Raw genomic sequence first — 26,528 nt, forward strand, 5'->3', positions numbered from 1 at the left:
GCGGGGGCTCCGCCCCCGCACCCCCGGAGTATTTCAGGCAAGATGAAGACAGGGCCGTCAGGCCGTGGTGCCCGGAGCCTTCAAAAGCTGCACGGCGTTGATCTGCCAGCCGTTTTCGGTCTCGATCATCTGGTAATCCAGAAGATGGATACCCCCCTTGGCATCGGTGATCTGCACCCTTTGCCACAGGTTGCCCGCCACTTCGCGCAGATCCAGGTATCGCACCTCGGCCGGGCGCCAGACCATCGGGTAGCCGCGCCGGACCATCACGCCGAAATTTTCGGGCGTGCGGAAGATCCGCTTGATCGTCGGACTGGCGTAGCTGAAGGCACGCTCGAAATCGTCGGTCTTGAACGCGTCGAGCTGCTGGTCGATCACGCCGGTGATCTGCTGTTGCTGCGCGCCTGCGGGCAGGGCAAGGCCGAAAAGCAGGGCGAGGGTCAGGACTAGGCTGCGCATCGGGAATACCTCCTGCGCAGATAAGATAGAACGCGCGCGCCAGCCGTCAAAACCGCCGGCGCGCCCTGTTTTCCTACTGGACCAGTTCGCCCGCCAGCGCCGCGTCGATCAGCGCGATCGTTTCGTCGACGCCGTAAAGCGCGATGAAGCCCCCGAAACGCGGGCCCTGGCTTGCGCCCAGAAGCACCTCGTAAAGCGCCTTGAACCAGTCGCGCAGCGGATCGAACCGGTCGCGCCCGACGGCAAAGACCAGGCTCTGCAGTTCCTCGGCGTCCAGCCCGCCTTTCCAGGTCTTCAACTGGTCGCGCAGGTCGGTCAGCGCCTCGCGCTCCAACTCGGTGGGGGCGCGGTAGGTCTTGGTGGGTTTGACGAAATCGTTGTAGTAGCGCACCGCGAACCCGGCCGCCTGATCGAGGTCGGGATGCGTGTCGGGGCTTGCCTCGGGCGCATAGCGGCGAATAAAGCCCCACATCTTGTGTTTGTCCTCGGCCGAAGACACCGACGCCAGGTTCAGCAGCATCGAGAACGGCACCACCATCCGGCTTTCCGGCGGATTGCCGTTATGGATGTGCCAGACCGGGTTGGCCAGCTTCTGCGCATCGTCCTGGTCGGGGAAGGCGCGCAGTTGCTGGTGGTACTCATCCACCGCCCGCGGGATCACGTCCCACCACAGCCGCTTGGCCGTCTTGGGTTTCTGGTACATGAAATAGGACAGGCTTTCGGTCGAGGCATAGGTCAGCCACTCGTCGATCGTCAGCCCGTTGCCCTTGGATTTCGAGATCTTCTCGCCGTTTTCGTCCAGGAACAGTTCATAGGTGAAATGCTCGGGCTTCTTGCCGCCCAGGATCTCGCAGATGCGGTCATAGATCGGCGTGTTGGTGCTGTGATCCTTGCCGTACATCTCGAAATCCACGTCCAGCGCGGCCCAGCGGGCGCCGAAATCGGGTTTCCACTGCAGTTTCACCTGGCCGCCCGTCACCGGAAGCGTCCATTCCCGGCCGGTTTCGTCGTCGAAGGTGATCGTGCCTTCCTTGGCGTCCACATGCTTCATCGGCACGTAAAGCACACGGCCGGTTTCCGGGTGGATCGGCAGGAAGATCGAATAGGTCTGCTGGCGTTCCTCGCGCAGCGATTTCAGCATCACCGCCATGATGTCGTCATAGCGTTCCGCCGCGCGCAAGAGTACCTCGTCGAACTGGCCGGTGTTGTAGAATTCGGTGGCCGAGTAGAACTCGTATTCGAACCCGAACGTATCCAGGAACCGCCGCAGCATCGCGTTGTTGTGGTGGCCGAAGCTTTCGAATTCCTCGAACGGATCGGGCACCGAGGTCAGCGGGCGTTGCAGGTTCTCGCGCAGCATCTCGGGCTGCGGGACGTTGTCGGGCACCTTGCGCATCCCGTCCAGGTCGTCCGAAAAACAGATTAGCCGCGTCGGAATGTCCGAAATCAGCTCGAACGCGCGGCGGATCATCGTGGTGCGCAGCACTTCGCCGAAGGTACCGATATGCGGCAGGCCCGACGGACCATAGCCGGTTTCGAACAGCACATGCCCCTTTGCGGGCGGCGCTTTTTCGTAACGTTTGACCAGCTTGCGCGCTTCCTCGAAAGGCCAGGCTTTGGAATTCAGGGCTGCATCGCGCAGGTTGGTCATCTTGAGGCTCCATTCGTCCGTCCCGCGCCCAATGCGCGGCAGACCGCCGCTTCCTATTGAAGCGGTACGAGACAGTCAATATTCTGCACTGCAACATACCAGTTTTCCAAGGATATCCAGATGACCGAACAGATCCCCCATCCGCTTTCACCGCAGGACTGCCTCGTGGCGGTGATGATCGCGGTCTCGGCCTCCGACGAGGATATCCGCACCGCCGAGCTGGTGAAAATCCAGAGCGCGGTCAACAACCTGCCGATTTTCGCCGAATACGACATCGACCGGATGAACGTCATGGCGCAGGTGGTGTTCGATCTCTTCGCGGTCGAAGACGGTTTGGATGCGCTATTCGGCCTCGTGCGCGAAAACCTGCCCGAGCATCTCAATGAAACCGCCTATGCGCTGGCCTGCGACGTGGCCGCGGCCGATGGCAAGCTGCAGGAAACCGAACTGCGCCTGCTCGAGGAAATCCGCTACGAACTGAACATCGACCGCCTCGCCGCCGCCGCCATCGAACGCGGCAGCCGGGCAAGGCACATGCGGGGGTAAAGGCCGAACCGCGCGCTTTTGCCCTGAAACCGCGCGGCGTCACTCCCCGTAAAGCGCGCCCCAGCGTTCGATCAGCGCCTGTTGTAGGATCTTCGATCGCCGGTTCCAGCCGCGCGCGCCGCGGGGGCGTTCGCGTTCGGCCATGGGGATCGCCGCACGGGTGGCCTCGTCGGCGGTGAAGATCGCGAATGCCAGCTCGGTGCCGTCCTTCGTGGTCATGTAACCCGCCAGCGAACTGACGAAATTCAACGTGCCGGTCTTGGCGTCGACCGAAATCGGGTGGTCGCGCGCGATGCCGCCATTTTCGTCGCGCAGCCGGATCTCTTTCAGGATCGGACGCAGCCGGTTGTCCTGCGCGGCTTTGGCCAAAGCCTGCACCATCGCGCCCGCCGTGACCTCCGAGGCGTCCCCTAACCCCGAATGATCCACGAAACGCACACCCTGCATCCCCAGGCCGGTGCGCGCCCAGCGGCTCATCTCTTCGGCCGAGGCGCGCAGGTTCGCCATCCGCGCGCCCTTGGCCTGGCTTGCGGCGATGCCGACCATTTCGGCGGTGATGTTGGTCGAATATTTCAGCATGTCCTGCAGAATCTCGACCAGCGGGGCGCTTTGGTGGCGGGCCAGAACCGTGCCTGGGGGCAGGGTGGTGGCCTCTTTCTCCTGCGGCAATTCGATCCCGTGCGACCGGGCGAAGGTGCGGAACACCTCTCCGGCATAAAGCGCGGGCCGCCGCACCGGCAGCCAGCGGGCCCCGCCATTGCCAAGCGCGCCCTGTGCCACGGTCCAGCTGTCGCGGCCGCCCTGATCCTCGTAGGTGTAGACGGGCATGTCGCGCGCGACGATCTTCATCCGGGCGACCTGTACCTCGGGGCGGTAGCGTTCCGAGCGCGCATCCATCGTCACGCCATAGCCCGACCCCTGCCGCCGCCATTCGAAATGCACCCGGTTGAAATTCAGCGACAGCCCGGAAATCGCGGGGTTATAGCCGACATGCGCCGGCTGCGCCGCGTCGATTTCGCGGGCAAACGGGATCGCGCCGCCCCATACCAGGAACCGCCCGCGCACCTCGCGCAGGCCGGAGGCCTTCAACTGCTGCGCAAGATCGGCCAGCGCATCGGTGTCGAGCGTCGGATCGCCCCCGCCGACCAGCACCAGATCGCCGGCCAGCACGCCATTGGTCACTGGTCCGCCCGCCAAAACCTGCGTTTCGAACCGGTGGTCCGGTCCAAGCCTGTCCAGCGCGTAAAGCGCTGTGATGGCCTTGGCCACGCTGGCGGGCGGCAAACCCTCGGTCGCGGCGCGGGTTTCCAGGATCAGCCCGGTTTGCGCATCCGCGACGGCAAACCCGACCTGTCCGCCAAGCCCCGCTTTCTCGATCAGGTCGGCGGCCTCTGGAACGCGTTCGACAAGCAGATCTGCCGGGCGCAGCGCTGGACGCAGCGACAACGCGGGCGGATTGGCCAGCGCCGGTGCGGACATGGACGAGGCCGCCAGCGCACCGAGCAGGACCGAACGTCGTGAAATCGTGGTTTTCATGCCCAGACACTAGCCCCTGCGCTTTGCCCCGCACAAGCGCGCCGGGATCACATTTTCCGGTCTTTGCGCACGGGTGCCGGCCCGCGCGACCATCCGCCGGATTTGCGGATGCGCGTGGACGAGATGTCGACCATCGGAACGTTCAGGAAACACCAGCGCGGCGCCGCCCCCAAGGCCAGACGATGCGATGCCCGCGCCGGCAATTTATCGGTGCGATAAAGGCGCGCGGCCTTGGACGAACGCGCCGAAATGCGCTGCCCCGGACGGGCCAGGACACCCACGGGGACGGTCTCCATGATCTCCTGCCAGTCCTGCCAGCGGTCGAGCTGCGCCAGGTTGTCCGCCCCCATCAGCCATACGAACCGCACACCGGGATACAGCTTTGCCAGCGCCCGCAGCGTTTGCGCGGTATAGCGCGTGCCGGTGCGCGCCTCGATATCGGACACCTCGACGCGGGGGTGCTGCATCACCTCGCGGGCGCGGTCCATGCGCCGGGTCATGTCTGCCGGACCTTCGTCCTTCAGCGGGTTGCCGGGGCTGACCAGCCACCATACGGCGTCCAGACCGAACCGCCGCAGCGCCTCGCGGGTGATGTGTGCATGGCCTTCATGCGCGGGGTCGAACGACCCGCCCAAAAGGCCGATTACCTGCCCGGCGCGCGCAAAGGGCAGGTCATGCCGCATCAGCACCGCGCTCATGCCGCGCGCCCGCCGTCGATTTCCGCCCGGTTCCGCAATGTCGTCCGCTCCCTGCCTCGCACCGGCGCGGACTTTGGCAGATCGTTCATCCGGTGCCAAGGCCGCGCGCCGTCATCGCCCTGTCACCGCACGGCCCGAGGGTGACAATCGCGCGCGCAGCGGCTACCGCTTATATCGAGACCCCGGCAGGAGACCGTCCATGCACATCGAAAACCGCACCTTCGACGAATTGCAGGTGGGCGAGAGCCGCGAGTTGCGGCGGCTTTGCACGCAGGACGACCTGCTGGTCTTTGCCAACGTGTCGGGCAACCATAACCCGATGCACCTGTTCGATGCCGATGGCGACGGCGACGGCGTCCCCGAGGCGGTCGCGCCGGGCATGTTCGTCGGCTCGCTTGTCTCGGCGGTGCTGGGCAACGTGCTGCCGGGGGCGGGAACGCTGTACCGCGCGCAAAGCTTCGTCTTTCACAACCGCGCCCATGCCGGGGACGAGCTTGTCAGCCGCGTCACCGTCACCGACAAGAACGAAAAGGACTGCACCGTGACGCTGGCGACCGAGGTCCGCCGCCTGTCCGACGATGCGCTGATCCTGTCCGGCGTCGCCGAAGTCGAAGCGCCGCGCCGCAAGATCAGCTATTCCAGCCACGATCTGCCGGGGCTGATCGTGCAGCGCCACCGCCATTTCGAGAAGCTGCTGAAAAAGGCCGAGCCGCTGCCCGCGCTTGTCACCGCCGTGATCTGCCCGGAAGAACCCAATTCCCTTGGCGGCGCGCTGCTGGCGCGCGCGCACACGCTGATCGAACCGGTTCTTGTCGGCGATGCCGCCAGGATCGCGGCCTGCGCCGCCGAGATGGGCGCCGACCTGACGGATGTGGAAATCGTCGACATCCCCGATCACGACATGGCCGCGCGCCGCGCCGTGGCGCTGGTGAACGAAGGCCGCGCGCAGGCCCTGATGAAGGGACACCTGCACACCGACCAGTTGCTGCGCGCCACGCTGGACAAGCAGACCGGCCTGCGCGCCGGTCGGCGTTTTACCCATGTGTTCGTGATGGACGTGCCGGGCCTCACGCATCCGCTGCTTGTGACCGATGCCGCGATCAACATCTCTCCCGACCTCAAGACGAAGGTCGATATCGTGCAGAACGCGATCGACCTTGCGCTGTCCATCGGCATCGACGAACCCAAGGTCGGCGTGCTGTCGGCGGTCGAAACCGTGAACCCCGATATCCCGTCCTCGATCGACGCCGCGCTCTTGTCGAAGATGGCCGAGCGTGGCCAGATCACCGGCGGGCTGGTCGATGGCCCGCTGGCGATGGACAATGCCGTGGATATCGCCGCCGCCCGCACCAAGGGGCTGACCTCGCCCGTGGCAGGTCGGGCCGAGGTGCTGGTCGTGCCCGACATCGATGCCGGCAACATGCTGGCCAAGCAACTGGCCTTCATCAGCCACGCCGAGGCGGCCGGGCTGGTTCTGGGCGCGCGCGTGCCGATCATCCTGAACTCCCGCGCCGATGACGACATGGCCCGGCTTGCCTCCTGCGCCGTGGCCGCGCTGCACCATTTCCGCCTGAAAGGGGATGGCTGATGGCTCATGTGCTGGTTCTGAACGCGGGTTCTTCGTCACTGAAATTCGGACTGTTCGTAAAGGGGGACGAGCCGCAGGCCCTCGCCACCGGGCTGGTGGACCGCATCGGCGGCGCCGCACAACTGAGCCTGCGGAACGCCGCCGGCGAACGGATGCTCGACCTCGATCTGCCGCCCGATCAGGCGCGCGACCATCACGGCGCGCTGCACGCCGCGCTGGCGGAAATCGAGGCGCGCTTTCCCGACGCGCAGGTCGTGGCCGTGGGGCACCGCATCGTGCATGGCGGCCGCGATTTCGCCGACCCGGTGGAACTGACGCTGGACGTGATCGCGCAGTTGCAGGCGCTCGTGCCTTTCGCACCGCTGCACCAGCCCCACAACCTTGCCGGCGTCCAGGCCGCGATGGCCGAGTTTCCGCATGCCCGTCAGGTGGCCTGCTTCGACACCGCGTTCCACCGCAGCCATCCTTTCGTCAACGACACCTTCGCCCTGCCGCGCGCCTATTACGACAAGGGGGTGCGCCGCTACGGCTTTCACGGTCTGAGTTACGATTACATCTCGGGCGCGTTGCGGCAGATGGCGCCGACGTTGCATGCCGGGCGCGTGGTCGTTGCACATCTGGGCAACGGCGCGTCGATGTGCGGGATGCTGGCGGGGCGGTCGCTGGCCTCGACCATGGGGTTCTCGGCGCTCGACGGGCTGCCGATGGGCACGCGCTCGGGCCAGCTCGATCCCGGTGTGCTGCTCTACCTGCTGGAGCAGGAAGGCATGGACGCGCCCGAAATCTCGGACCTGCTCTATAAACGATCCGGGCTATTGGGGCTGTCCGGTCTCAGCCACGACATGCGCACGCTCGAAGCCTCGGACGACCCGCATGCGCGCCAGGCCATCGACTATTTCACCTTTCGTATCCGGCGCGAACTGGGCGGGCTGGCCGCCGCGCTCGACGGTCTGGACGCGGTGGTGTTCACCGGCGGGATCGGTGAAAATTCGGCCCGCATCCGCCATGCCGTTTGTGCCGGGATGGGCTGGATCGGGATCGAGATCGACGAAGACGCAAACGCGCAGAATGCCACGGTCATTTCCTCGGATCTCAGCCGCGTGCGCGTGCTTGTGTTGGCCACGAACGAAGAACTGGTCATCGCCCGCGCAGCCGGCAATCTGGCAGGGTAGGGGCGGGCGGATCGCAGGGCCGCGTCCGGCCCATTTGCGGCTCCGTTGCCATGTGGATCACGATCCGGGGGCGGTTTCCTCGCATTTCCCAGTATAGGACACTTCTTTCTTTCCGTTCACGGAAAATGTTTCTTCGTACTGCCCGGTGACGAAGTTGATCACCGCAGAGCTTCCAAGCCTGGACTGTGCCGTGATCAGCGCACATGACACCTGTATCACGTTTCCCACGTTCGAAAATTGCATGGTGCGCGCGCCGCAGACCAGCGGGATCTGGACGGGAAACCAGCCTTCCCCGTTAACGGCAAACTGCCAGTAGTTTCTGCCGCCGGCCGGAGATGTGCGTCCGTCACGGAAATCGAACATCTGTTCGATGTTGCACACCAGGTCCAGCGTGCGTGTTTCTGCCTGTGCCACGGCCACGCTCAGAGACACGAGCGCAGCCGCCAATCCCATTCGCAAAGTGTCGTCCCCAAGCTCATCCCATATTCAGAATGGCGTATCTTTTCCCAGGAATCCAGTCTGGCGCAGCAATGACCCGGACGAAGGCGCAGTTGGGGGAGTGCAAGGGCAGGGGGTGTGTCAGGGGTGCCCAGGGCGCCGACCGCGCGATCTTGTGTCCAAACCGCGCGGTTTGCCAGCATCGCCACGCGTTTTGAATCTGTGCCGAAGGCTCAGTAATCGCGTTCGAAATAGATGCCGACACCGGTGTCGCCATCCGACCCCAGACGCCCGCGCACGGTAAAGCTGGGATTGAGTTCCAGGTTCAGCCGGATGTCGGTTTCGCCCCCGCCATTCACGATCACGTCGGAATAAAGGTTCTCGGACAGGTACTTGCCCGCCCGCGCCTCGACATTGCCTTCGGCATCCGTGCCGACATCCAGGTCGTCCAGTGCGAGCGACTGGCGCAGCCGCGCCGTCACGTCGATCCCGCCGCGCCCCGACAGGATCGCCAGCGCATTGGCCAGCCGTATCGCCTGTAGCGCCGAAATCTCGGTCAGGTCACGCTTGAAAAGAAGCTGCGAAAGCACCTCGTCCTCGGGCAGCTCCGGCGACGATGTCAGGGCCAGTTTCGGCGCGCTTGCCGGGCCTTCGATGGCCACGGTGATGGTCACGTCCTCGGCCTGGGTGACCGCAGAAAACCGGATGAACGCGTCGAACGACCCCTGAAGCCGCAACAGCCCTTCGTCCAGGGTAAGCCGCTGTCCCAGGATGTCGATCCGCCCGCGTACCAGTTCGAACCGGCCCTGCGGCACAAGTTCCGCCGTCGTTCCCAACAGGCGCAATTGCCCGCCAAGCTCTGCGTCGATCCCGCGCCCGCGCACGAAAATCCGTGACGGTGCCCGGATCGTCAGGTCGATCGGATAGGCCGGACCGCCCGATGCGCCGCTGTCGGGCTGGGCGATGATGCCCGCCCATTGCCTGACCTGCCGGACTGCCGCGGGTTCGTTGACGTGACGCAGGCCCGGCAGGCCCGCATACCCGACGCCGGACGAGGCCGGCACACGCAGTTCAGCCGGTCCGAGATCCAGCACACCGGCGATACGTGCCCCGCCCGTCAGCGGGCCGTTGACCGTGATTTCGCCATTGGCCGAGGTTTCGTAAAGCCGCGCCTCGCGCAGGCCGACATTCTGGATCGCCACGCGCAAATCGGCCGAAAACGGGGAAGACAGCCCCATGCTGCCGTCCAGGTCCAGCCGGCCCCCGCTGGAAACGGCGGCGCTTGCCGCGATCTGCGCCCTGCCAGACGCCAGCGTAACCTGCGTGTCGATTCCTTCCAGCGCAAGGTTCAGGTCGGGCAGCGCCAGCCTTGCATCCGACGTGCTGATCCGCCCGGAAAGCGACGACAGCGCCAGCGGACCGGACAGGCGCAGGTCATAAGTGGCAATGCCGCTGATGGCGCGCGGACGCAGCCGGTCATTCGCCAGTGCCAGCGGCGCGCGGCCCGTCAGGGACAGGTCGGCACGGGAAAGATCAGGCGCAAGGCCGCCGCTGGCCGCCACCGTTGTTCCCCCGGCCGCGCTGCCCGTGACATCCACCTGCCAGTCGCCCGTTCCACGCGACGCGGTGCCATCGACCTGAACGGGACCGGCCAGTTCCTGCGCGAAAAGGCTGCCATCGGCCAAGCGCAGCGCTGCGGTCAGCGTCTGCCCCGTTTCCGTCAGCTCCCCGTCCGCGTCCAGCGACAGGGCAGGGGTGCGCAGGCGCAAACCGTCCACGCTGACCAGCCCGTCATCGCCGCGTCGGACGGCCATGCGCAGCGTGGCCTCGCCCCGCAACAATTGGTCCGCCTGCGTTTGTCCGATGGAAAGGTTGCGGCTGCTTGCATCCAGATCGACCGAGCCGGACAGTGCGGCAAGCGCGATATCTATGTCGGCCGCCACGGAAAAGGCACCGCCCAGGGGCCGGCCCGCCAGCGTGGAATAGGGCGAAAGATCGCCTGCCCGGATGTCTGCACGGCCGTTAAGGCCCGCGGCGTCGGTGACATCCGACATCCGGCCCTGCCAGTCCACAGTCGCGTCGCCCGGCAACTCGGCCTTGACTGTGACGTCCCAGTCGTCGCCCGTGCCGCGCCCGTTCGCGGTCAGCCGCGATGGCCCCGTTAATCCGGGCTGCACGCGCGCGGTGTCCGTCAGCGCGGCGGTTATGTCGAAATTGCCCGCCTCGCTGCCAAGGGTGGCGTCGGCGGTGATGCGGGCATGGTCGGTCGCGATGCTCAGACCCCGGATCGCGCTGCCCGTCGTGTCGCGGCTGACCTCCATGCGCAGCCGGCCTTCGCCTTCAAGCAGCGGGTCCAGCCGGGGCTGACCGATTGCCAGATCGCGGGTCGTCCCGTCGAAGGTCAGGTCGATCTCGCCGGCGACCGGGGTCACGTCGCCCGAAATGCGCATACCCGCCGCTCCGGACAGGGGCATCCCGGCCAGCGCGGCGAAGCGTCCAATATCCTGCGCGTCCAGCCGCAGGTCCAGCGCGGCGAGCAGGTCCAGCGCGCCGTCGGGCAGGCGCAGCCGCAGGTCACCCGTCAGCCCGTAATCCGCCCCGGCAAGCCGCAGCCCGGAAATCGAAAGCGGCGCGCCGGTTTCCCATGCGAAATTCAGTTGGGCGGCGACCGTGTCGCCGACCGCCTGGGCAAGGGAGGCATCGGGCAGGGCCAGCCCGCGCGCATCCACCTGCAGCGCGCCATCCGTCAATCCTGCGCGCCCCGCTTGCGGGGGAACGATCCGCCCGTCTGCGGACAGGCGCAGCAGATCGAGCCTTGTTTCGTTCTGCACCGCGTCGCGCGCCTCGGCCTGGAGCTGCCAGCGGTCGCCCGAAGCCCGGTCATAGCTTAGCTGGAGGTCGGCGCGCCCGACGCGTGTACCGCCTTCGCCAAATGGCATCTGTACGTCGCTGCCATCCGGGTCGGCCACGCGGCCGGTCAGGCTGAACCGCTCGGGCCAGCCATCGGCCGCGATTTCACCCGTGCCCGTCAGTTCGATCGCGCGGGCGCGAAGATCGAAGGTTTCCAGCACCTGCCGCCCGTCCGGCAGTTGCGCGGCATCGACGCTCAGCGCGATTTCGGGGCCGAAAAACGGGCGATATTGCGGGGCGAAAACCGGGGCGATATCGCCGCTCAGGCTGGCCTGGATGCGGCGCGTGGGTTCGGCCGTGTCGCCTTCGACGTCATCGGCCTGGGTGGTGATCAGTTCGACAAGCCCGGCCAGCCGCTCGGTCCCGTCGGTTGCCAGCGCGATCTCGGCGCGGAAATCGTCAATCGGATCCTCGCCCGTGACACGCAGGTTCAGCGAGGGTTTGCCGGGCAGGTCCATCAGGTTTGCGGCGATCCCATCGGGGCCTTCATCCACCAGGAGCGACAGCGCAAGAATGCGGGTTTCGTTCGCGTAGCTGCCTGTCAGTTCGAACCGGCCATCCGGCCCGTCGATGCGGGTCAGGCGCAACTCTGACGCGCCTTCGCCACCCGACAGGCTGGCGTTGCCTTCCAGCTCGACGACAGCGGCCTGCCCGAACAGGTCCGCGCCGATATCGACCCGGTCGAGCGACACGTCCTCGATATCGACCGAAACCGGAAGCTCGGGCAGGGCAAAGCCGCCACCCGCGGTGGGTGAGGGCGGCGTGGGCTCTGCCCGCGGTGCGCGGGGGATCAGCAGCTCTTCGGCGGACAGTTCGGCCACTTCCAGCCGCCCAGACAACAGTGCGCCCCGGTTCCAGTCAAGGACGGCCCGACGCAAGGTCAGCCAGACGCCGTCGGCATCGGCAATCGTCAGTTCCTCGATGGTGGCGCGGCCGGACAGCGCGCCCTGGAACCCTTCGATGCGGACGGTACGCCCCGCGCCGGACAAGTTGTCTTCGAGAAAGGCCTGCAGGATGCCTCTGTCGCGCGCAGAGTCATCCTGCGCCGCAGCCGCGCCTGCCCACAGAAGGGCCGCGAAGACCGCGCAGAAAACCGCCTGAACCGCGCGGTTTGCCCGATATGCAAGCTGCCCCGTCAAAATGCCTGTCCGATCCCGATATAGATCTGCACGCCGTCGCCGGTATCGCCTGAAACGGGTGCGGCAACGTCCAGACGGATCGGCCCCACGACCGTGTCGTAGCGCAGGCCAAGGCCCGCGCCCGCATGCCATTCGCCGGACCCGTCATAAAATTCCTCGGCCCCGATATAGCCCGCGTCGGCGAAGGCCACGATGCTGAACGAGTCGCCCAGCTTGGCGCGCAACTCGCCGGACAGCCCCAGGAAGCTGCGCCCGCCGCTTTCGTTGCCGCCGATCTCGACACCCAGCGACTGGTAGGGCTGGCCGCGCACCGTGCCGCCGCCGCCCGAATGGAACAGGAAACGCGGCGGCGTCTTGTCGATCGCTGCGCCAAGCACGCTGCCGAACTGCACCCGTCCGGCCGCCACGAAGCGCGCGCCGTCATCGAGCGCGCGATAGGCGCGGGCATCCAGTGCGATGCGTGCCCCGTCATCGGCCCCCTTGAGCGCATAGAAAGGCGTGATGTCGGCGTTCAGATACGTGCCTTGCGTCGGGTTCAGGATGTCATCGCGCCGGTCCCAGGACAGCATGACCGGCAAGGTGACCAGCGTAAAATCGCGCGTGCCGAAATCGTCGTGGGTTTCTTCGGTTTCAAGCCCGAGGCCCAGATCGGCGCTCAGTGCGTCCGAGAAGATGCGATGCGCCCCCACGGTGATGCTGGCACGGTCGGTAAAGTAATCCGGTTCGTCCAGTCGCTGCAGTTCGCCTTCGAACCAGAAGCTGGTGTCAGGCCCATAGCTTGCCGGGCGTTCGCCGCGCACGCGCAACAGGTAATCGGTGCCGCCGGTCTGTCCGCCAATGCCCGCGACCTCGCCCTCGAAGCGCAGCCTCTCGGCGCCGCCAAGCAGGTTGCGGTGCATCCAAAACGCGCCAAAGCGGAGTCCCTCGAAACTGCTGATCTCGGCGCCCGCGCCGAAACGGCGCGGCTTTTCGTCGACAAGCTGCGCGGTGATGTCCATCCGGTTATCGGGCAGCACTTCGCCCTCGGACAGTTCGACCGAGCGGAACGCCCCTGTGCGCCGCAACCTCTGGGCCGATTTCTCAAGCGCGTCGGGCGAAAACACCTCGCCCTCCGGCAGGCCCGCGATCTTGCGGACGCGGCGCGTCGTGACCTTGCTGCCGGGTTCGACCAGAAGCTGGCCGAAGGTCACGCGCGGTCCGGGGTCAAGCGTGACGCGCGCATCCAGCCGTCGGGTGGCATGATTGGCCGTGATATCCTGGCCGGCAACACCGGCCTTGGCATTGCCGGCATCGCGCCAGTCCTCGACTGCGCCCTGCACCGCATCGCGCACCACCGTCGACCGCGCCGTTTCGCCGGTGCGGAATTCGGGTGGTGCGGTGCTGCCCGGCGCGCGGGGGGTGATGCTGGCCGCGCCGAAACGGAACGGCCGCCCCGGATCGACGCGCACGGTGACCGACGAGATGCGCGCGGGCGTTTCCAGCGGCGGGATCTCCGCGGCCTCGCGCCCGTCCAGCCGGATAGAGATCCTGCCGCTGTAGTAGCCGCGCGCATACAGCACCTCGAGCAGGCGGGCATAATCGCTCAGCGCGGCCGAAAGCACGTCTTGTGGGGCATCTGTTCCTTCGCGCTCGGCTGCGCGCAGCACCGATGCGCCGTTCAACGCGTCGGCCAGCCCGTCATCCCCGCCACCGTCGACCGTCAGGTTGAGGCGTTCGAAAGCCTGCGCAGGCAATCCGAGGCCAACACCAAGCGCCAGCGCGGTTCTGAAAAGGATTTGGCGTATTTGGCCCAAAACGGTCTTCCCGTCCCCCAACGGTTCGATCTCGGATACCTACATAATCCGTGAGCCGGGCAAGGGAAATCGGGTTTTCCGGGTAGTGGCCAAAAAACGGGCGTGATCCCGCCTAGGGCAGGATGTGCAGCCAGACCCAGATCGTGCCCACGGACACCGACGTGGCGATCAGCACCGAAGACGCGGCCACCCGCCGCGCGCGCCCGTACATGTTGGCGAAAACGTAAGAGTTGATCCCCGGCGCCATCGCCGCCGTCAGCACCGCCGAACGCAGCGCATCGGTCGACAGGCGGTTCAGCGTGCCCAAGGTGTAGGTGATCGTCGGATGCAGGATCAACGTGACGGCGCAGACATAGGCGATGATGCGGAAATCGCCATCGGGCCGGTAGCGGTACAGCACCCCGCCCATACCGAAAAGCGCGCAGGGAATGGCCGCGCGCACGATCATGTCCACGGCGCTGGTGATCGCGCCGGGAACCGGGATATTTCCGAGGTTCACGGCAAAGCCCAGCAGGATGCCGATCACCAGAGCGTTGCGGAACATCGCGCGCAGCACCTTGCCGGGCACCGCGCGGGCCGGTGTGCCGCGCGCGCGGGCGATTTCCATCGCGGTGATCCCGATGCCGTAGCAGAACGGCGAATGCAGCGCGACGATGGCATAGTTCGCCTGCAGCGCATCCGCGCCATAGGCCCGTTCGGTCATCGCCAGCCCCAGCATCAGCGAATTCGCGAAAAGGCAGGTAAAGCCGATGGCGACCGCGTCCTCCCAGTCGCGCCCGAACAGGTAGCGTGCGCCCAGCAGGCCAACGGTGAACCCGGTTGCCGACCCGGTGTAGAAGCTGGCAAGCAGCGCCAGATCGAAGCTCTGCCCCAGATCGAGGGTCGAAATCGCCTTGTAGAGCAGCGCCGGGATGGCGAAGTTCTGCGTGAACACCATCAGCCCGTCGATGGTGCCTTCGGTCAGGAACCCGCGCCAGACCGCGACATAGCCAAAGCCGATCACCGCGAAAACCGGCAGGATGACATCGAGAAGCGCCTGCATCAGCCTGCCGTCGCACGAGCGGCGTGGTCGGGCCGCCTCCGGCGGGAGTATTTTTGGCAAGATGAAGGGGCGGGCGTGCGCACTTGCCTACACCGTGTACCGGATCACCATGCCATCGTAGGCGGGCGTGATGTGATCGGGTGTTTCGTCGTGGACCGTCTGGTAATCGAGGTCGATATGCATGTTGGTCAGCACCGCACGCCGGGGCGCCACCTGCGCAATCCAGTCTAGCGATTGCTCCAGGTGGGAATGGGTGGGGTGCGGTGTGCGCCGCAACGCATCGAGAACCCAGCAATCCAGCCCTTCCAGCACCGGCCAGGCATCGTCATAGATGCGCGCGACGTCGGGAAGATAGGCCAGATCGGCAACCCGGAACCCCAGCGCGTCGATCGACCCGTGATTGACCTTGAAAGGCGTCAGCGTGATCGGCCCGCCCTTGCCCTCGATGGTCACGTCGCCCTTGATCGTGTGCATGTCGAGGATCGGGGGATAGGGGCTGTCGTCGGGTTGGATGAAGGCATAGCCAAAGCGCGAAAAAAGGTCGTTCTGGGTGTCGCCATCCGCCCAGACGGGCAGGCGGCGGCGCATGTTGAACACGATCATCCGCAGATCGTCGAGCCCATGCACATGGTCGGCGTGGGAATGCGTCCAGATCACGCCGTCCAGTTCGCCCACACCGGCATCGAGCAGTTGGCTGCGCAGGTCGGGCGAGGTGTCGACCAGCACGCGGGTGATGCCCTGATCGGTTTCGCGCTCGATCAGCAGCGAACAGCGGCGGCGGATGTTGCGGGGGTTGTCGGGGTCGCAATCGCCCCAATGCCCGCCAAGGCGCGGCACACCGCCGGACGATCCGCAGCCCAGAATGGTAAAGCGCAATTCGGCCATCAGGCGGCGGCCCTCCATTGCGCGGCCTTCCAGAACAGCCGGTCGAAGTTGTCCTGCGTCTGCGCCGCGAAATCGGCATAGTCCATGCCGTAAAGCTCGGCCGCAACCTGCGCGGTATGCACGGTATAGGCCGGTTCGTTGCGCTTGCCGCGATAGGGTTTCGGCGCAAGGTAGGGGGCGTCGGTTTCCACCAGCACGCGGTCGGCGGGGGCGGCGGCGAAGATGTCGCGCACTTCGGTCGATTTGGGGAAGGTGCCGATGCCCGACATTGACAGGTAGAACCCCAGATCGAGCGCCGTGCGCGCAAGCTCCGGGCCCGACGAATAGCAATGCATCACGCAGGTATAGGGCCGCGCGCGGTAGCCTTCGGTCAGGATCGCGGCCATGTCGTCATCGGCGGCGCGCGAATGGATGATCAGCGGCAGGCCGGTTTCCTGCGCCGCCGCGATATGGATGCGCAGCGATTGCTTTTGCACCTCGGCGCTTTCGGCGGTGTAGTGATAGTCGAGCCCGCTTTCGCCGATGCCGACGAATTTCGGGTGCTGCGACAGGCGCACCAGTTCGTCGACGGACGTCATAGGCTCGTCCGCGGCGCTCATCGGGTGGGTGCCGGCGGCGTAGAAAACCGCGCGGTTCTGCTCGGCAATCGCGCGGACCTGGGGTTCCAGCCGCAGTTTCGTGCAGATCGTCACCATGCGCGTCACCCCGGCGTCGATGGCGCGCGCGATCACGTCCGGCAGTTCATCGGCGAAATCGGGAAAATCGAGGTGGCAATGGCTGTCGGTAATTTCGGGCGTGTCGGTCATAGCGTCCTTCGCGGGTCACGCGGCGGTTTGCTGAATCTTGAAAACCGTATCTAGGACAAGGGCCACGGGGTCAAGGTTGACCGCCCGCGCATGGCCGATCCGCGCGCTGATCGTCTGCGCCAGTTCCGCCCAGGCGCGGCCCTGGCGGGGGCCGGGGGCCAGCCGCGACAGCAGGGCGGCTTCGCCGGGTGCGGCCTCGGTGGCGGGGGGATGGCCCATCGCACCGGTGCGCGCAAGCCGCGTCAGCAGCAGGTCATTGAGGTGAAACAGCAAATCCAGCCGCGCTTCGGCGCCGCGGGCAGCGGCGGCCTCGGCCAGTTTCAGCGCGCGCTGACGGTCGAGCCGGGGCAGCGTGTCGTACAGTGCCACCAGTTCGGCATAGATTTTCATTCCGTCCAGATTGATCAGGCGCACGGCTTCGCCGACCGATCCCGCACCCAGTTCGGCCAGCGCGGATGTGTCGCCCGGCGTGTCGATGCCCGCCTGCGAAAGGGCGGTGGCCATGTCGGCGGGGGTCAGCGTGCCGAGCCGCAATTCGCGGCAGCGCGACCGGATCGTCGGCAGCAGCCGCGAGGGCTGGTGGCTGACCAGCAGCAGCGTGGTGCGGGCGGGCGGCTCTTCCAGCATCTTCAGAAGCGCGTTGGCGGCCTGGGTGTTCATCTCGTCCGCGCTGTCGATGATCACCACGCGGCGCCCGCCATCGGCGGCGGACAGGGACATGAACCTGTTGAGGCTGCGCACGTCATCCGCGACGATCTGGTCGCGCAGCCGCTTGGTCTTTTCGTTGACGGTGCGGGTGATGTGAAACAGCCCCGGTTCGGACCGCGCCAGGATGCGGCGCGCGACGGGGTGTTCGGGATCGACATCCAGCGATGCGGGCGGGGGCGCTGCGCCGAAGAGACCGTCCTCCTGCGTGTCCGGCGTTGCCAGCAGGAAGCGCGCGATGGCCCAGGCCAGCGTTGCTTTGCCCACTCCGCGCGGCCCGGTCAGCAGCCATCCGTGATGCAGCCGCCCGGAGTTGAAACTGTCGAGAAACGCCGCCTGCGCCGCATCCTGCCCGATCACCCGCGCGGTTTCGCGGGGGTGGGGGGCGCCTTCGATGCGGTCTGGTTCGGGGGTGTCGGTATCGCTCATGTCAGGCGCGGTTCTACGACGGCAAGTATGTCTGCCGCAACCGCGTCGATATCCCCTGCGCCATTCACCGTTACGATACGCTGCGGGTTCTGCGCCGCAAGAGACAGAAACCCCGCCCGCATCCGGGCCTGAAGATCCTGCCCGAAGGTTTCGAACCGCTCTTCGCCGCCATTGCGCCCGAGGGCGCGGGCGAGCCCGGTTTCGGGGTCCATGTCCACCAGCACGGTCAGGTCCGGTTCCTGCCCGATCATCAGGTCGTGAAGCGCATCCACCTGCGCGCGCAGTCCTGGCCCGCGCAGGCCCTGATACATCCGCGTGCTGTCGGCGAAGCGGTCGCAGATCACGATCTTGCCCGCCGCAAGCGCGGGGCGGATCGTGCGTTCCAGGTGGTCGCGCCGCGCGGCGGTGAACAGCAGGATTTCAGTTTCGGGCGACCAGCGGTCGGGGTCGCCTTCGAGTACGAGGCGGCGGATTTCCTCGGCGCCGGGGCTGCCGCCCGGCTCGCGGGTCAGCACCACGTCATGGCCGCGCGCGCGCAGCGCGTCGGCCAGCATCCGTGCCTGGGTGGACTTGCCCGACCCGTCGATCCCTTCGAAGCTGATGAACCGCGCGGGCGCGGCGGCGTGGGCCGTCAAAACGCGCCCTCGGGCCCCTCGTTCAGCTTGCGCAGCAGAACGGTCGAGGCGGTGGTCACACGCGAGACGAAGCCGCCGCGTTCGATGCTGCGGTCGGCCACGAGCGGCACGCGGGTTTCAGGCAAGCCTTCGGGCGTCAGGATCAGTTCGGCCAGTTGCTGACCCTTTTCGATCGGCGCGCGGATCGGTCCGGTATAGACGACTTCGGCCTCGACCTCGTCACCGCCCAGCACGGGCACCAGCGCGGTCAGATCATCCGCAGGCACCAGGCCGACCGTCGGTTCGGCGCCCATCCAGACATCGGCCTCGGCGATCACCTGACCCTGTTGGGCAAGGCGCCGTTCCGCGAATTGCCGGAAGGCCCAGTTCACGATGGCCTGGCTTTCCTCGGCGCGGGCCTGGGTGCTGGGCAGCCCTGTGATGACAAAGATCACCCGGCGGTCGCCCTGCTTGGCCGACCCCACGAGGCCATATCCGGCCTCTTGAGTATGGCCTGTTTTCAGACCGTCCGCGCCGATCCCGAGGCCCAGCAGCGGGTTGCGGTTGCGGGTGTTCTGCGGAGCGCGCCCATCGAAGGCAAACTCGGTTTCCGCGAACATCGGGTAGAATTGCGGGAAGTCCGCAATCAGGTGGCGCGCCAGCAAGGCCAGGTCGCGCATCGACATGACATGCCCGTCCTCGGGCCAGCCGTTCGAGTTCTTGAACGTCGAATTCGTCATGCCGAGCTGCTGCGCGCGCTGCGTCATCAGCCGGGCAAAGCCGTCTTCGGTGCCATCGGGGCTGAGCGTTTCGGCGATCACCGCGCAGGCATCGTTGCCGGACAGAACGATAATTCCGCGCAGCAGATCCTCGACGCTGACACGGTCGGTGGTGTCGAGGAACATGGTCGAGCCGCCATAACTCATGGCGTGGCTGGAAACGGGAAGCTTTTCCTGCAGGCGCAGACGGCCGTCAGTCACGGCCTCGAACGCCATGTAGAGCGTCATCAGCTTGGACATCGACGCCGGCGGCAGCGGCTGGTCGGCGTTCTTGGACAGCAGGATCGTGCCGGTCTTGGTATCCAGCACGAAAGCGGCCGAGGCGCGGGTGTCAAAGGCTTGCGCGGGCAGGGCAAGCAGAAGACTCGCCAGAAGCGGGGCAAGAACGCGTTTGGCGATGCGGATCATGGCGACGATGTCCTTTCGGTATTGGGTCAGTTGGTCACGGCATAAGCATCCTCGAAGCCCTTGGCCTTGATCTTTTTCAGCAAGGCCGCGCGCTCGGTGCTGCTTGTTGCGGGGCCGACAAGCACACGCCAGAAGGTCTTGCCCTTCGACGTCTGCTTTTTCACGGTCGGTACCATGCCCGCGGTGCGCATGGCCTGCGCGGTATTCTGGGCATTGGTTTCCACGCTGAAGATGCCGATCTGGAGATACGGCTTTTCAAGGCCGGACGCGCGCGGGGCGGGTGCCGGTGCGGATGCCTGGGTCGGTTGAGGTGCGGTGGCGGGGCTGGCCACTGCGGGCCGCGCCTGCGGTTTCGTCCGTGCTTCGGCGGCGGCGATCGCTGCGCTGGCGACGGTCACGGCGTCGGTTTCGGCGGGGGCCAGCGTGGTCTCTGCGACATCGGCCGGAGCGCCCAGCGTTTCTTCGGTGTCGGCCTCGGCCTGCGGGGCCTCGGCGGGCACCTCTTCGCGGCGCAGCGCGGTGATGTTCAGCTCCATCGGCTGGCCGGCCAGCATTTCGAGCGCCGCGGCCGCATCCGACGACACCTGTACGGCGGGGCCGGGATTTTCGCGTTCGCGGCGGAACAGTGCGCCGATCACGAACGTGTCGTTCTTGGTGTTCCTGATGATCACGCGCTCGGGCTGGTCCACATCGGGATGCGCCACCCAGACGCCGCCCAGCGAGGGCCGCCCGTCCCAAAGACCGGGCTCGGTCACCTGGAAGACGTCTGGCGCCTCGACGTCACGTTCGATCAGCTTGACCGAACGCGCCGCCGCGTTCACCTCGGCATCGGCGGCCGGCCGTTTCTGGAAAAGGTTGAATTGCCCGGCCTCGTTGCAGGCCGACAGCGCCAGCACCATCGCGGTGCCGACGGCCAGCCTGGAAAACGATCTTGCGGGTGCTCTGCCCATCGCGGTGATGTTCATGTCTTGCCCTCTGCCCTATGCGCGGCGTCCCGCGCGACTGTGCCGGTTTTTCCGGTCATTGCATGCCTCATGCCGCACAAAAAGCACGGCGTAGGCGGGAGTTTAGCTGCATTGGGCCCACAAGAAAAGAGTCCTGCACGCCATCGGCGAAAATCCCCTTGATCTATGATGCGTTTCAGACTCATACCGGGGCCAGCGACCCGACCCCGCGGAGGAGTGGCAGAGTGGTCGAATGCACCGGTCTTGAAAACCGGCGTGCGTGAAAGCGTACCGTGGGTTCGAATCCCACCTCCTCCGCCACTTTGGCATTTTTCCATATTTCGTTACATCGACAAAGATGGCCTTTAATTTGAAAAAATGGGGGTTTTACCGCTTTTGCCTTTGCACTGGCTTTCTCTCAATTTTGTTCGTACATTTTAGCTATGTGGTATTTTTTGTGGTATTTAGATGGCGCTGAGCGGCAAGCTTACAAAGAAGCAGGTAGATAGTCTGGGGCCGGGGCGCCATGGCGATGGCGCCGGGCTGTACCTTGTGGTCGACTCTTCTGGTGCTAGGCGCTGGATTGTTCGTGTCACTGTCAAAGGCCAAAAAAACCGAAAAGGGGGGCCGCTTCGCACAGATTTCGGTCTGGGCGGCGCAGGTGTCGTCACTCTGCATGAAGCTCGTGAGCGGGCGCTGGAATACCGTCGAATGGCAAAGAACGGGCTGAACCCGCGTTTCAATGCTAAGGTAGATATGCCGACATTCGAGGAACTAGCGCGGCAGGTTCACATAGACCGCTTGCCGACCTGGAAAAACCACAAGCATGGGCAGCAATGGGTGAACACCCTGCGGGATTATGCCTTTCCAAAAATTGGCCGGATGCCGGTCGATAGCATCGGTCAGCCAGAAGTGCTGATGTGCCTGTCGCCTATTTGGACCGCGAAGCATGAAACTGCGCGTCGACTGGCTCAGCGCATCAAGACCATTCTAGACGTGGCGAAGTCGCGCGGATACCGTGAAGGGGAAAACCCGGTTAACGCCGTACAAGACGCCGGTGTGCTCCCCAAAGTCAAAGCGAAGGTGCTGCATCACAACGCTATGCCATGGCGCGACGTCCCGGCCTTCTATGCCGAGTTGGAGTGCCGCACAGCCACTGCGGCGAATGCCTTGGAATTCACCATCCTAACTGCCTGCCGCACCTCCGAGGTGCTAGAGATGACATGGGATGAGGTGGACCTGGATGCGCGGCTGTGGACGATTCCAGCGGGACGAATGAAGGGTGGGGTGCGCCACCGGGTGCCGCTGAGCGATGAAATGCTGCGTATACTTACGGGCATGAAGGCGCTGGAATCCAAATACGTCTTTGAGGGGCAAAGGCGGCACCGGCCTCTTTCAAACATGTCGATGCTCATGTTGTTGCGACGCATGGGGCGGGATGGGTTTACGGTGCATGGCTTCCGTAGCTCGTTCCGCGATTGGGCTTCAGAAAGCGCGGGTGCGCCGCGTGAGATAGCAGAGGCAGCTTTGGCGCACACATTTGGGTCTGAAGTAGAGCGTGCTTACGCGCGCTCTGACTTGCTGGAACAGCGCAGGGAGTTAATGCATCGTTGGTCTGAGTTCCTTATGCGAATGGAGTGAGACGATACACCTTGGAAAATGAAACCTACTTCGATGAGCTATTTGAATACGAAAATGAGCTTCAACAACTTGGCGACTACTTGGGGCTATCGTCCACTTTTTGGAACGATGTTGAAGACATAGAGGTACAATGTGATTTGTTGCTCTCTGCGGACTACTTTCTCGACGTTGAAACTGATGAGCTGATACTAGTCACAGCAGAAATTAGTCCTTCGCAGATAAATGATCGTGTCCTTAGCGGCGCAAAGTGGGCGTCCAAATGGTCAATACCTTTTTCGAAAGAATGGTACGTTTGCCAAGCTTTTGAAGCGCTACGTCAATGCTATGCCGCAAAGGGGAATCAAAGGGCGCGAGCAAGTTTTCAACTTGGGAAAGCGATAGCAGAGGCAACCTGGAAGGCCAGAACAGAGGGGGCCATGCAGGCCGCTGTTGATGAAACTAGGAGAAAGGCAAGAGCTGGTGCGGGAGGCGGTAAGAAGTCGAATCAACGCCGCCTCGAAAACCTCGAAACCCTGATGCAGGAAATCGAGAGACTGTCTGGCGTTGTGGATTTGATGAGTGAAGATCGGATCGTTGAGCAGGCATTTGAAGCGGCTCAGGCTCGACAGCCCAAAATGCCCAAGACAAAGAGAACATTAGATGGATATGGTACTGCATTGCGCTCAGAAGAGCCTTTTAAAAGCCGCTACAACAAGATTTTCCGGAGAAACACTTAAGCGTTTTCTGGAAGTCTGAAACCACTTGAGCGCGCGGACAAAGCTAGTGACAGCCAAACAAATCTGCTCATAATTCAGTGCCATCTGTAACGAGCAGGAAAGGCTCAACGATGGCAAAAGTCTTTGATGATGAACGGGTCTACTTCCCAGAAGACCCTGAAATGCGCGTTCTGGGAAATCGCGAGAAATTGGCGCAATGGCGGCACCGCATGACCGGGCCTGCGTTCATTCGCATCGGGCGGCGCATCGGTTATCACGGTTCCGACCTGAACACCTATCTCAGCAGCCAGCGCATCGACCCAAGCAATGAGGCCGCATAATGAAAAACCCCAACTCCGCAAGCGGGGTCGGGGCTTTTCGCGTGACATCAACTGCCACACTGAACAGTTCAGTTGATGCCATGAAGGGCCTTACTCACGCAACAAAAAACGAGCAGCGGTTTCGCTGGTGTGACCGTAGCAACTCCGTACAACCCCTGAGAATCCGCAAGGGAGAAATCGAGCATGGCTGATAATTGGTATAGCAAGCGCAGCCAGGTCTACTGGACCTGTAGTGCACTGGTGCAGGGCCGCTCCATTAATCATCGCGATGAAATCGCGGAGTCGCACGGTTGGCGTCTCGGAGCCATTATCCACACCTTGCGATCGAAGTACGGCTGGCCCATCAAGACCGACTATCAGGGGCCGGAGCGTGTAGCGCATTATCGGTTGTCTCGGCGGACGGATTGGCGCGCGCTGGAGTTCCCACGGTCCGCCACGGCACTGAAAGACGAGTTGGAGCAGTGCGCCAACACCGGCCAGCAGGGCGCTGGAGAGGCTGCAGGAACGGCGGACGCGTCCAGCGATGGGTAAGTCGAGGAGAAACGGGGAGGGGCAGTATCTGCCCCTCCCATACGCCCAGTTGAAGAGTGAGGCATGGCGGACCCTTTCGGGCAACTCGGTGCGCCTCTGGCTTGAGCTGCACACGCGCTACAACGGCGGCAATAATGGCAGGCTGACGCTGTCCTATGCCGAGGCTGGCGAAGCGTTAGGCATGGGCAAGGCGACCGTACAGCGCGCCTATGCGGAACTGGTCGAGCATGGCTTCCTTGCGCTTGAGAGAGAAGGCAATTGGTATCAACGGCGCGCGCATGAGTGGCGGCTGACGACAAAGCCGCTAAACCTTACAGCAAAGAAAATCCCGCCGACCCACGATTGGCTGCAGTATCGTGCGCCGAAAAAAACAAAACGCGGTTCTGGATCGGAACCGTCGCAGGGCCGTGTGGTTCCGTTTGAGAACCCAAACGACGTTCATGGTTCCGTTTCAGAACCTGTCAGGGCCAAACAGCGCTGATGCTTCGGTTCTTAATCGGAACACTAATAATTACCACTCCCTTGAAGAGAGCGGCACATGACAGAAGGTATGGGTGCACCATTCGCAGGACATTTCCGAAGCATCTACATGCGAACCGATGCCGGCTAAGTTTCCAAATGATTTCGGCAAAATCTGAGGTGAGGCATGGGCGGCATTGGTAGCGGGCGACACTGGCAGTTCGGGGGGGATACAACGGACGATTATCGTTCGATCGACATTCGGTGGCTGAAACGTGAGGGACTTCTGGATTCCGGGATCAGTCGTCGCATTACCTGGTCGCGCGGCGGTGAAGTGACAGGCTCGATCAACATCCAGTCTGAGCCGGGGCGCGTGATCCTGGACTATCGCCACCGGGATCACGGCGGCGAATGGCAGCCCGAACGCTATCCCGTCTATCTCGACACCACGCCCTGCCACATCGGCGGCGTCCGTCACTGGTTTCTCTGCCCAGCTCGGGGTTGCGGTCGCAGGGTTGCCATCCTCTACGGCGGGGCAATTTTCGCGTGCCGTCATTGCTACAGGCTGGCCTACCAGTCGCAGCGCGAGCAGATTCATGACAGGTTGACCCGTAAGGCTGATCGCATCCGCGACAGGCTGGGCTGGGAGCCGGGTTGCCTCAACGGCTGGGGACCGAAGCCTAAGGGGATGCATTGGAAGACGTTCGAAAGGTTGGTCGAGGAACACGACGCATACGTCGATGCGGGATGCGCCATGTTTGAAGCAAGATACGGTGAAACGTAGTGGTAGCGCCAAATGACCGGCGAGATGAGCGCGACCCATCATCACTTAATTCGCCTGGCAGGTCGTCTATAAAATAGGCAGATTTAGAGGGGTGACAGTGAAATCTAGAACTATCTAGGGTTCGCCCGAACAGTCTACCAAGAAACTGTCTTTGCTTGCGTAATGTCTAGTTCCCAATAAATTGGAGTTTTGTGTGAAACTTGTATGGTTCAGGGCAGCAACGCCCAACAGCTTATCTATCGAATAATGCTCGACAGTTAGGCCATCCTCGCGCTGGAAAACCCGCATACAAACAGCCCCACTCTTTGCGGTAATTCCACATTCTATATCAGTCAGATAAGTGCGACTGCCATCGTAAGCGTTGTAGCTGTAGGCACCCGTGTCGCCGCTAATGAATAGTGTCTCTTCTTGCTTGAAAGGATCATCGCCAATACGCTTGCAGACCACTGCGCCATATGCAGGCAGTGTGAGAAACGTAAGCGCCGCGATAGCAGCAACCAATTTCATCATATTTCCTTTATTCAATCAGGCTAGGCACTGCGCATGATCATTTTCGTTTGACCATAGTCTGCCCGATTTGTGCTGTTGCTGACAACATCAGGCACCCCGGACACGGGTGGGTTTTTGACATGCTTGAGGTGGATAGGCATTCTAAGAAAAGAATGAACTTCTGAGCGGGGTCGAAAATGCACAATTTTTTTCGCATTGCATCAACAGCTTTAATTGTAGCGCTTGGAACAATGCTGCCTACACAGACAAAAGCGGAGGTAACTAGCTGGAAAACGGTAGGCGATTGGGATGTTGATTTCTACTCAGGGCTACCGGGATGCTTAGCCAGCACCAACTATGAAGGTGGCACATTATTTATGATCGGCTTCATAAAGAGAGACGACAAAATTCTGTTGGATGTAACGCTAATGGATGACGCATGGGCAAGCATCGAAAACGGCAAGGAATACAACGTCAAAGTTTTTTTTGGTGATGAAACTCCTTGGACGCTCGAAATGACCGGGCGAGATTTCAATGGAAATCCAGGCTTAACCTTTTCTTTTGATGCCTCGACAGAGCAATCTGGGCAGTTTGCTAGAGAGTTCATGAAGGAAACCGAAATGAAGTGGTATTACAGAAATACCATGCTTGGGCATTACAGCTTGAGAGGCTCAAGACAAGCCTTTGATACGGCTGTCGAGTGCCAGAAATCCTTTCATGAGGCAGTCTCAGGCCTATCGGACCCCTTCGGTGGATCGTCTGGCAACTCGAACACTGACCCATTTTCCCAATAGGTTATCTGGCAGAGAGAGTGCCTGTCTTGAGCGAAGAAAAAGGAGCCCACATACTAGCTTGGATTATCGTTCCGATCCTTTGGGTAATGACTGGTGGGATGATGACGGTTCACTTTGTGTCGTTTGTGCTTGGAGCGACAAGTGCAGTGCTTCTGGGTGTAGGTATCTTTATTCCGCCAGTTGGGATCGTGAACGCACTTATCTTCCTTTTCACGGGTCAATCACTAAACGCCTATTTCTAGGGGAAATTCT

26 protein-coding genes and 1 tRNA gene are annotated in these 26,528 nt (G+C 63.5%); 12 read left to right on the forward strand and 15 right to left on the reverse strand.

From position 1 onward, the window contains the following. Nucleotides 1-57: 57 nt before the first annotated feature. Together BLT50_RS15710 and BLT50_RS15715 are read right to left on the reverse strand one after the other, a co-directional pair. Nucleotides 58-459, reverse strand: a complete 402-nt coding sequence (locus BLT50_RS15710) for a DUF4864 domain-containing protein (protein ID WP_090029663.1) — start codon at nt 457-459, stop codon at nt 58-60. Between the two features lie 73 nt (nt 460-532). Further along, entirely contained in the window at nt 533-2,110 is a 1,578-nt protein-coding gene (locus BLT50_RS15715; RefSeq protein WP_090029664.1) for a lysine--tRNA ligase, read from the reverse strand. Between the two features lie 120 nt (nt 2,111-2,230). On the opposite strand from BLT50_RS15715, the gene BLT50_RS15720 reads away from it, so the two are divergent. Further along, nucleotides 2,231-2,656, forward strand: a complete 426-nt coding sequence (locus BLT50_RS15720; protein ID WP_090029665.1) for a tellurite resistance TerB family protein — start codon at nt 2,231-2,233, stop codon at nt 2,654-2,656. 39 nt (nt 2,657-2,695) lie between these two features. On the opposite strand, the gene dacB is transcribed toward BLT50_RS15720, so the two are convergent. After that, nucleotides 2,696-4,192 (reverse strand): D-alanyl-D-alanine carboxypeptidase/D-alanyl-D-alanine endopeptidase, encoded by a 1,497-nt coding sequence (gene dacB / locus BLT50_RS15725; protein ID WP_090029666.1) that lies wholly within the window; start codon nt 4,190-4,192, stop codon nt 2,696-2,698. Between the two features lie 47 nt (nt 4,193-4,239). After that, nucleotides 4,240-4,875 carry a nicotinate-nucleotide adenylyltransferase gene (locus tag BLT50_RS15730; RefSeq protein WP_090029835.1) on the reverse strand — a complete coding sequence of 212 codons (636 nt, stop codon included), beginning with the start codon at nt 4,873-4,875 and terminating at the stop codon, nt 4,240-4,242. Nucleotides 4,876-5,089: 214 nt separating this feature from the next. Between BLT50_RS15730 and BLT50_RS15735 the strand changes: the two genes are divergently transcribed. Both BLT50_RS15735 and BLT50_RS15740 read left to right on the forward strand, forming a co-directional pair. Next, on the forward strand, nt 5,090-6,478 hold the full coding sequence (locus tag BLT50_RS15735; RefSeq protein WP_090029667.1) for a bifunctional enoyl-CoA hydratase/phosphate acetyltransferase: 1,389 nt from the start codon (nt 5,090-5,092) through the stop codon (nt 6,476-6,478). Continuing rightward, a complete protein-coding gene (locus BLT50_RS15740) occupies nt 6,478-7,650 on the forward strand; it encodes an acetate/propionate family kinase (protein WP_090029668.1) in 1,173 nt (390 codons plus the stop codon). The genes BLT50_RS15735 and BLT50_RS15740 overlap by 1 nt, the downstream gene beginning before the upstream one ends. Before the next feature lie 57 nt (nt 7,651-7,707). Here the strand turns inward: BLT50_RS15740 and BLT50_RS15745 are convergent, their stop codons facing one another. The 10 genes from BLT50_RS15745 to BLT50_RS15790 all read right to left on the reverse strand — a co-directional run bounded on the left by BLT50_RS15745 (nt 7,708) and on the right by BLT50_RS15790 (nt 20,563). Further along, the gene (locus BLT50_RS15745; RefSeq protein ID WP_090029669.1) at nt 7,708-8,103 is read right to left on the reverse strand and encodes a hypothetical protein; all 396 of its coding nucleotides are present in this window, start codon (nt 8,101-8,103) and stop codon (nt 7,708-7,710) included. Between the two features lie 218 nt (nt 8,104-8,321). Continuing rightward, entirely contained in the window at nt 8,322-12,137 is a 3,816-nt protein-coding gene (locus BLT50_RS15750; RefSeq protein WP_090029670.1) for a translocation/assembly module TamB domain-containing protein, read from the reverse strand. Next, nucleotides 12,134-13,870 carry an autotransporter assembly complex protein TamA gene (locus BLT50_RS15755; protein WP_245723412.1) on the reverse strand — a complete coding sequence of 579 codons (1,737 nt, stop codon included), beginning with the start codon at nt 13,868-13,870 and terminating at the stop codon, nt 12,134-12,136. The genes BLT50_RS15750 and BLT50_RS15755 overlap by 4 nt, the downstream gene beginning before the upstream one ends. Before the next feature lie 172 nt (nt 13,871-14,042). Continuing rightward, nucleotides 14,043-14,972 carry an AEC family transporter gene (locus BLT50_RS15760; RefSeq protein WP_090029672.1) on the reverse strand — a complete coding sequence of 310 codons (930 nt, stop codon included), beginning with the start codon at nt 14,970-14,972 and terminating at the stop codon, nt 14,043-14,045. 87 nt (nt 14,973-15,059) lie between these two features. Beyond that, nucleotides 15,060-15,857, reverse strand: a complete 798-nt coding sequence (locus BLT50_RS15765; RefSeq protein ID WP_090029841.1) for an MBL fold metallo-hydrolase — start codon at nt 15,855-15,857, stop codon at nt 15,060-15,062. Continuing rightward, complete coding sequence (locus tag BLT50_RS15770; protein ID WP_090029674.1) at nt 15,857-16,663, reverse strand: TatD family hydrolase; 807 nt, start codon at nt 16,661-16,663, stop codon at nt 15,857-15,859. The genes BLT50_RS15765 and BLT50_RS15770 overlap by 1 nt, the downstream gene beginning before the upstream one ends. 15 nt (nt 16,664-16,678) lie before the next feature. After that, on the reverse strand, nt 16,679-17,797 hold the full coding sequence (locus BLT50_RS15775) for a DNA polymerase III subunit delta' (protein ID WP_090029676.1): 1,119 nt from the start codon (nt 17,795-17,797) through the stop codon (nt 16,679-16,681). Continuing rightward, nucleotides 17,794-18,432, reverse strand: a complete 639-nt coding sequence (gene tmk / locus BLT50_RS15780; protein ID WP_090029679.1) for a dTMP kinase — start codon at nt 18,430-18,432, stop codon at nt 17,794-17,796. Before tmk ends, BLT50_RS15775 begins: the two co-directional genes overlap by 4 nt. Next, nucleotides 18,429-19,598, reverse strand: a complete 1,170-nt coding sequence (locus tag BLT50_RS15785; RefSeq protein ID WP_090029681.1) for a D-alanyl-D-alanine carboxypeptidase family protein — start codon at nt 19,596-19,598, stop codon at nt 18,429-18,431. The genes tmk and BLT50_RS15785 overlap by 4 nt, the downstream gene beginning before the upstream one ends. A gap of 26 nt (nt 19,599-19,624) precedes the next feature. Then, complete coding sequence (locus BLT50_RS15790; protein ID WP_245723413.1) at nt 19,625-20,563, reverse strand: SPOR domain-containing protein; 939 nt, start codon at nt 20,561-20,563, stop codon at nt 19,625-19,627. A 210-nt stretch (nt 20,564-20,773) separates the two neighbouring features. Between BLT50_RS15790 and BLT50_RS15795 the strand changes: the two genes are divergently transcribed. The 7 genes from BLT50_RS15795 to BLT50_RS15825 all read left to right on the forward strand — a co-directional run bounded on the left by BLT50_RS15795 (nt 20,774) and on the right by BLT50_RS15825 (nt 24,993). After that, nucleotides 20,774-20,863: transfer RNA gene (locus BLT50_RS15795), tRNA-Ser, on the forward strand. A gap of 147 nt (nt 20,864-21,010) precedes the next feature. Next, nucleotides 21,011-22,183 carry a tyrosine-type recombinase/integrase gene (locus BLT50_RS15800; RefSeq protein WP_090029684.1) on the forward strand — a complete coding sequence of 391 codons (1,173 nt, stop codon included), beginning with the start codon at nt 21,011-21,013 and terminating at the stop codon, nt 22,181-22,183. Between the two features lie 11 nt (nt 22,184-22,194). Beyond that, entirely contained in the window at nt 22,195-22,899 is a 705-nt protein-coding gene (locus BLT50_RS15805) for a hypothetical protein (RefSeq protein ID WP_139170547.1), read from the forward strand. 110 nt (nt 22,900-23,009) lie between these two features. After that, on the forward strand, nt 23,010-23,219 hold the full coding sequence (locus tag BLT50_RS15810) for a hypothetical protein (RefSeq protein ID WP_090029688.1): 210 nt from the start codon (nt 23,010-23,012) through the stop codon (nt 23,217-23,219). A 183-nt stretch (nt 23,220-23,402) separates the two neighbouring features. Next, on the forward strand, nt 23,403-23,750 hold the full coding sequence (locus BLT50_RS15815) for a hypothetical protein (protein WP_175491498.1): 348 nt from the start codon (nt 23,403-23,405) through the stop codon (nt 23,748-23,750). Next, nucleotides 23,743-24,231: a helix-turn-helix domain-containing protein gene (locus tag BLT50_RS15820; RefSeq protein WP_175491499.1), complete on the forward strand. Its 489-nt coding sequence runs from the start codon at nt 23,743-23,745 to the stop codon at nt 24,229-24,231. Before BLT50_RS15815 ends, BLT50_RS15820 begins: the two co-directional genes overlap by 8 nt. Nucleotides 24,232-24,396: 165 nt before the next feature. Beyond that, nucleotides 24,397-24,993, forward strand: coding sequence for a hypothetical protein (locus BLT50_RS15825; protein WP_090029690.1), 597 nt, complete (start codon nt 24,397-24,399; stop codon nt 24,991-24,993). A 114-nt stretch (nt 24,994-25,107) separates the two neighbouring features. On the opposite strand, the gene BLT50_RS19080 is transcribed toward BLT50_RS15825, so the two are convergent. Beyond that, nucleotides 25,108-25,503: a hypothetical protein gene (locus BLT50_RS19080; RefSeq protein ID WP_175491500.1), complete on the reverse strand. Its 396-nt coding sequence runs from the start codon at nt 25,501-25,503 to the stop codon at nt 25,108-25,110. 176 nt (nt 25,504-25,679) lie between these two features. Here BLT50_RS19080 and BLT50_RS15830 point away from each other — a divergent pair, with 176 nt between their 5' ends. Both BLT50_RS15830 and BLT50_RS19085 read left to right on the forward strand, forming a co-directional pair. Then, entirely contained in the window at nt 25,680-26,276 is a 597-nt protein-coding gene (locus tag BLT50_RS15830) for a hypothetical protein (RefSeq protein WP_139170549.1), read from the forward strand. A gap of 26 nt (nt 26,277-26,302) precedes the next feature. Beyond that, nucleotides 26,303-26,518 carry a hypothetical protein gene (locus tag BLT50_RS19085; RefSeq protein ID WP_139170550.1) on the forward strand — a complete coding sequence of 72 codons (216 nt, stop codon included), beginning with the start codon at nt 26,303-26,305 and terminating at the stop codon, nt 26,516-26,518. Nucleotides 26,519-26,528 lie beyond the last annotated feature (10 nt).

The sequence above is a fragment of the Lutimaribacter saemankumensis genome, assembly GCF_900100005.1.
In the GTDB taxonomy this organism is placed as follows: Bacteria; Pseudomonadota; Alphaproteobacteria; order Rhodobacterales; family Rhodobacteraceae; genus Lutimaribacter; species Lutimaribacter saemankumensis.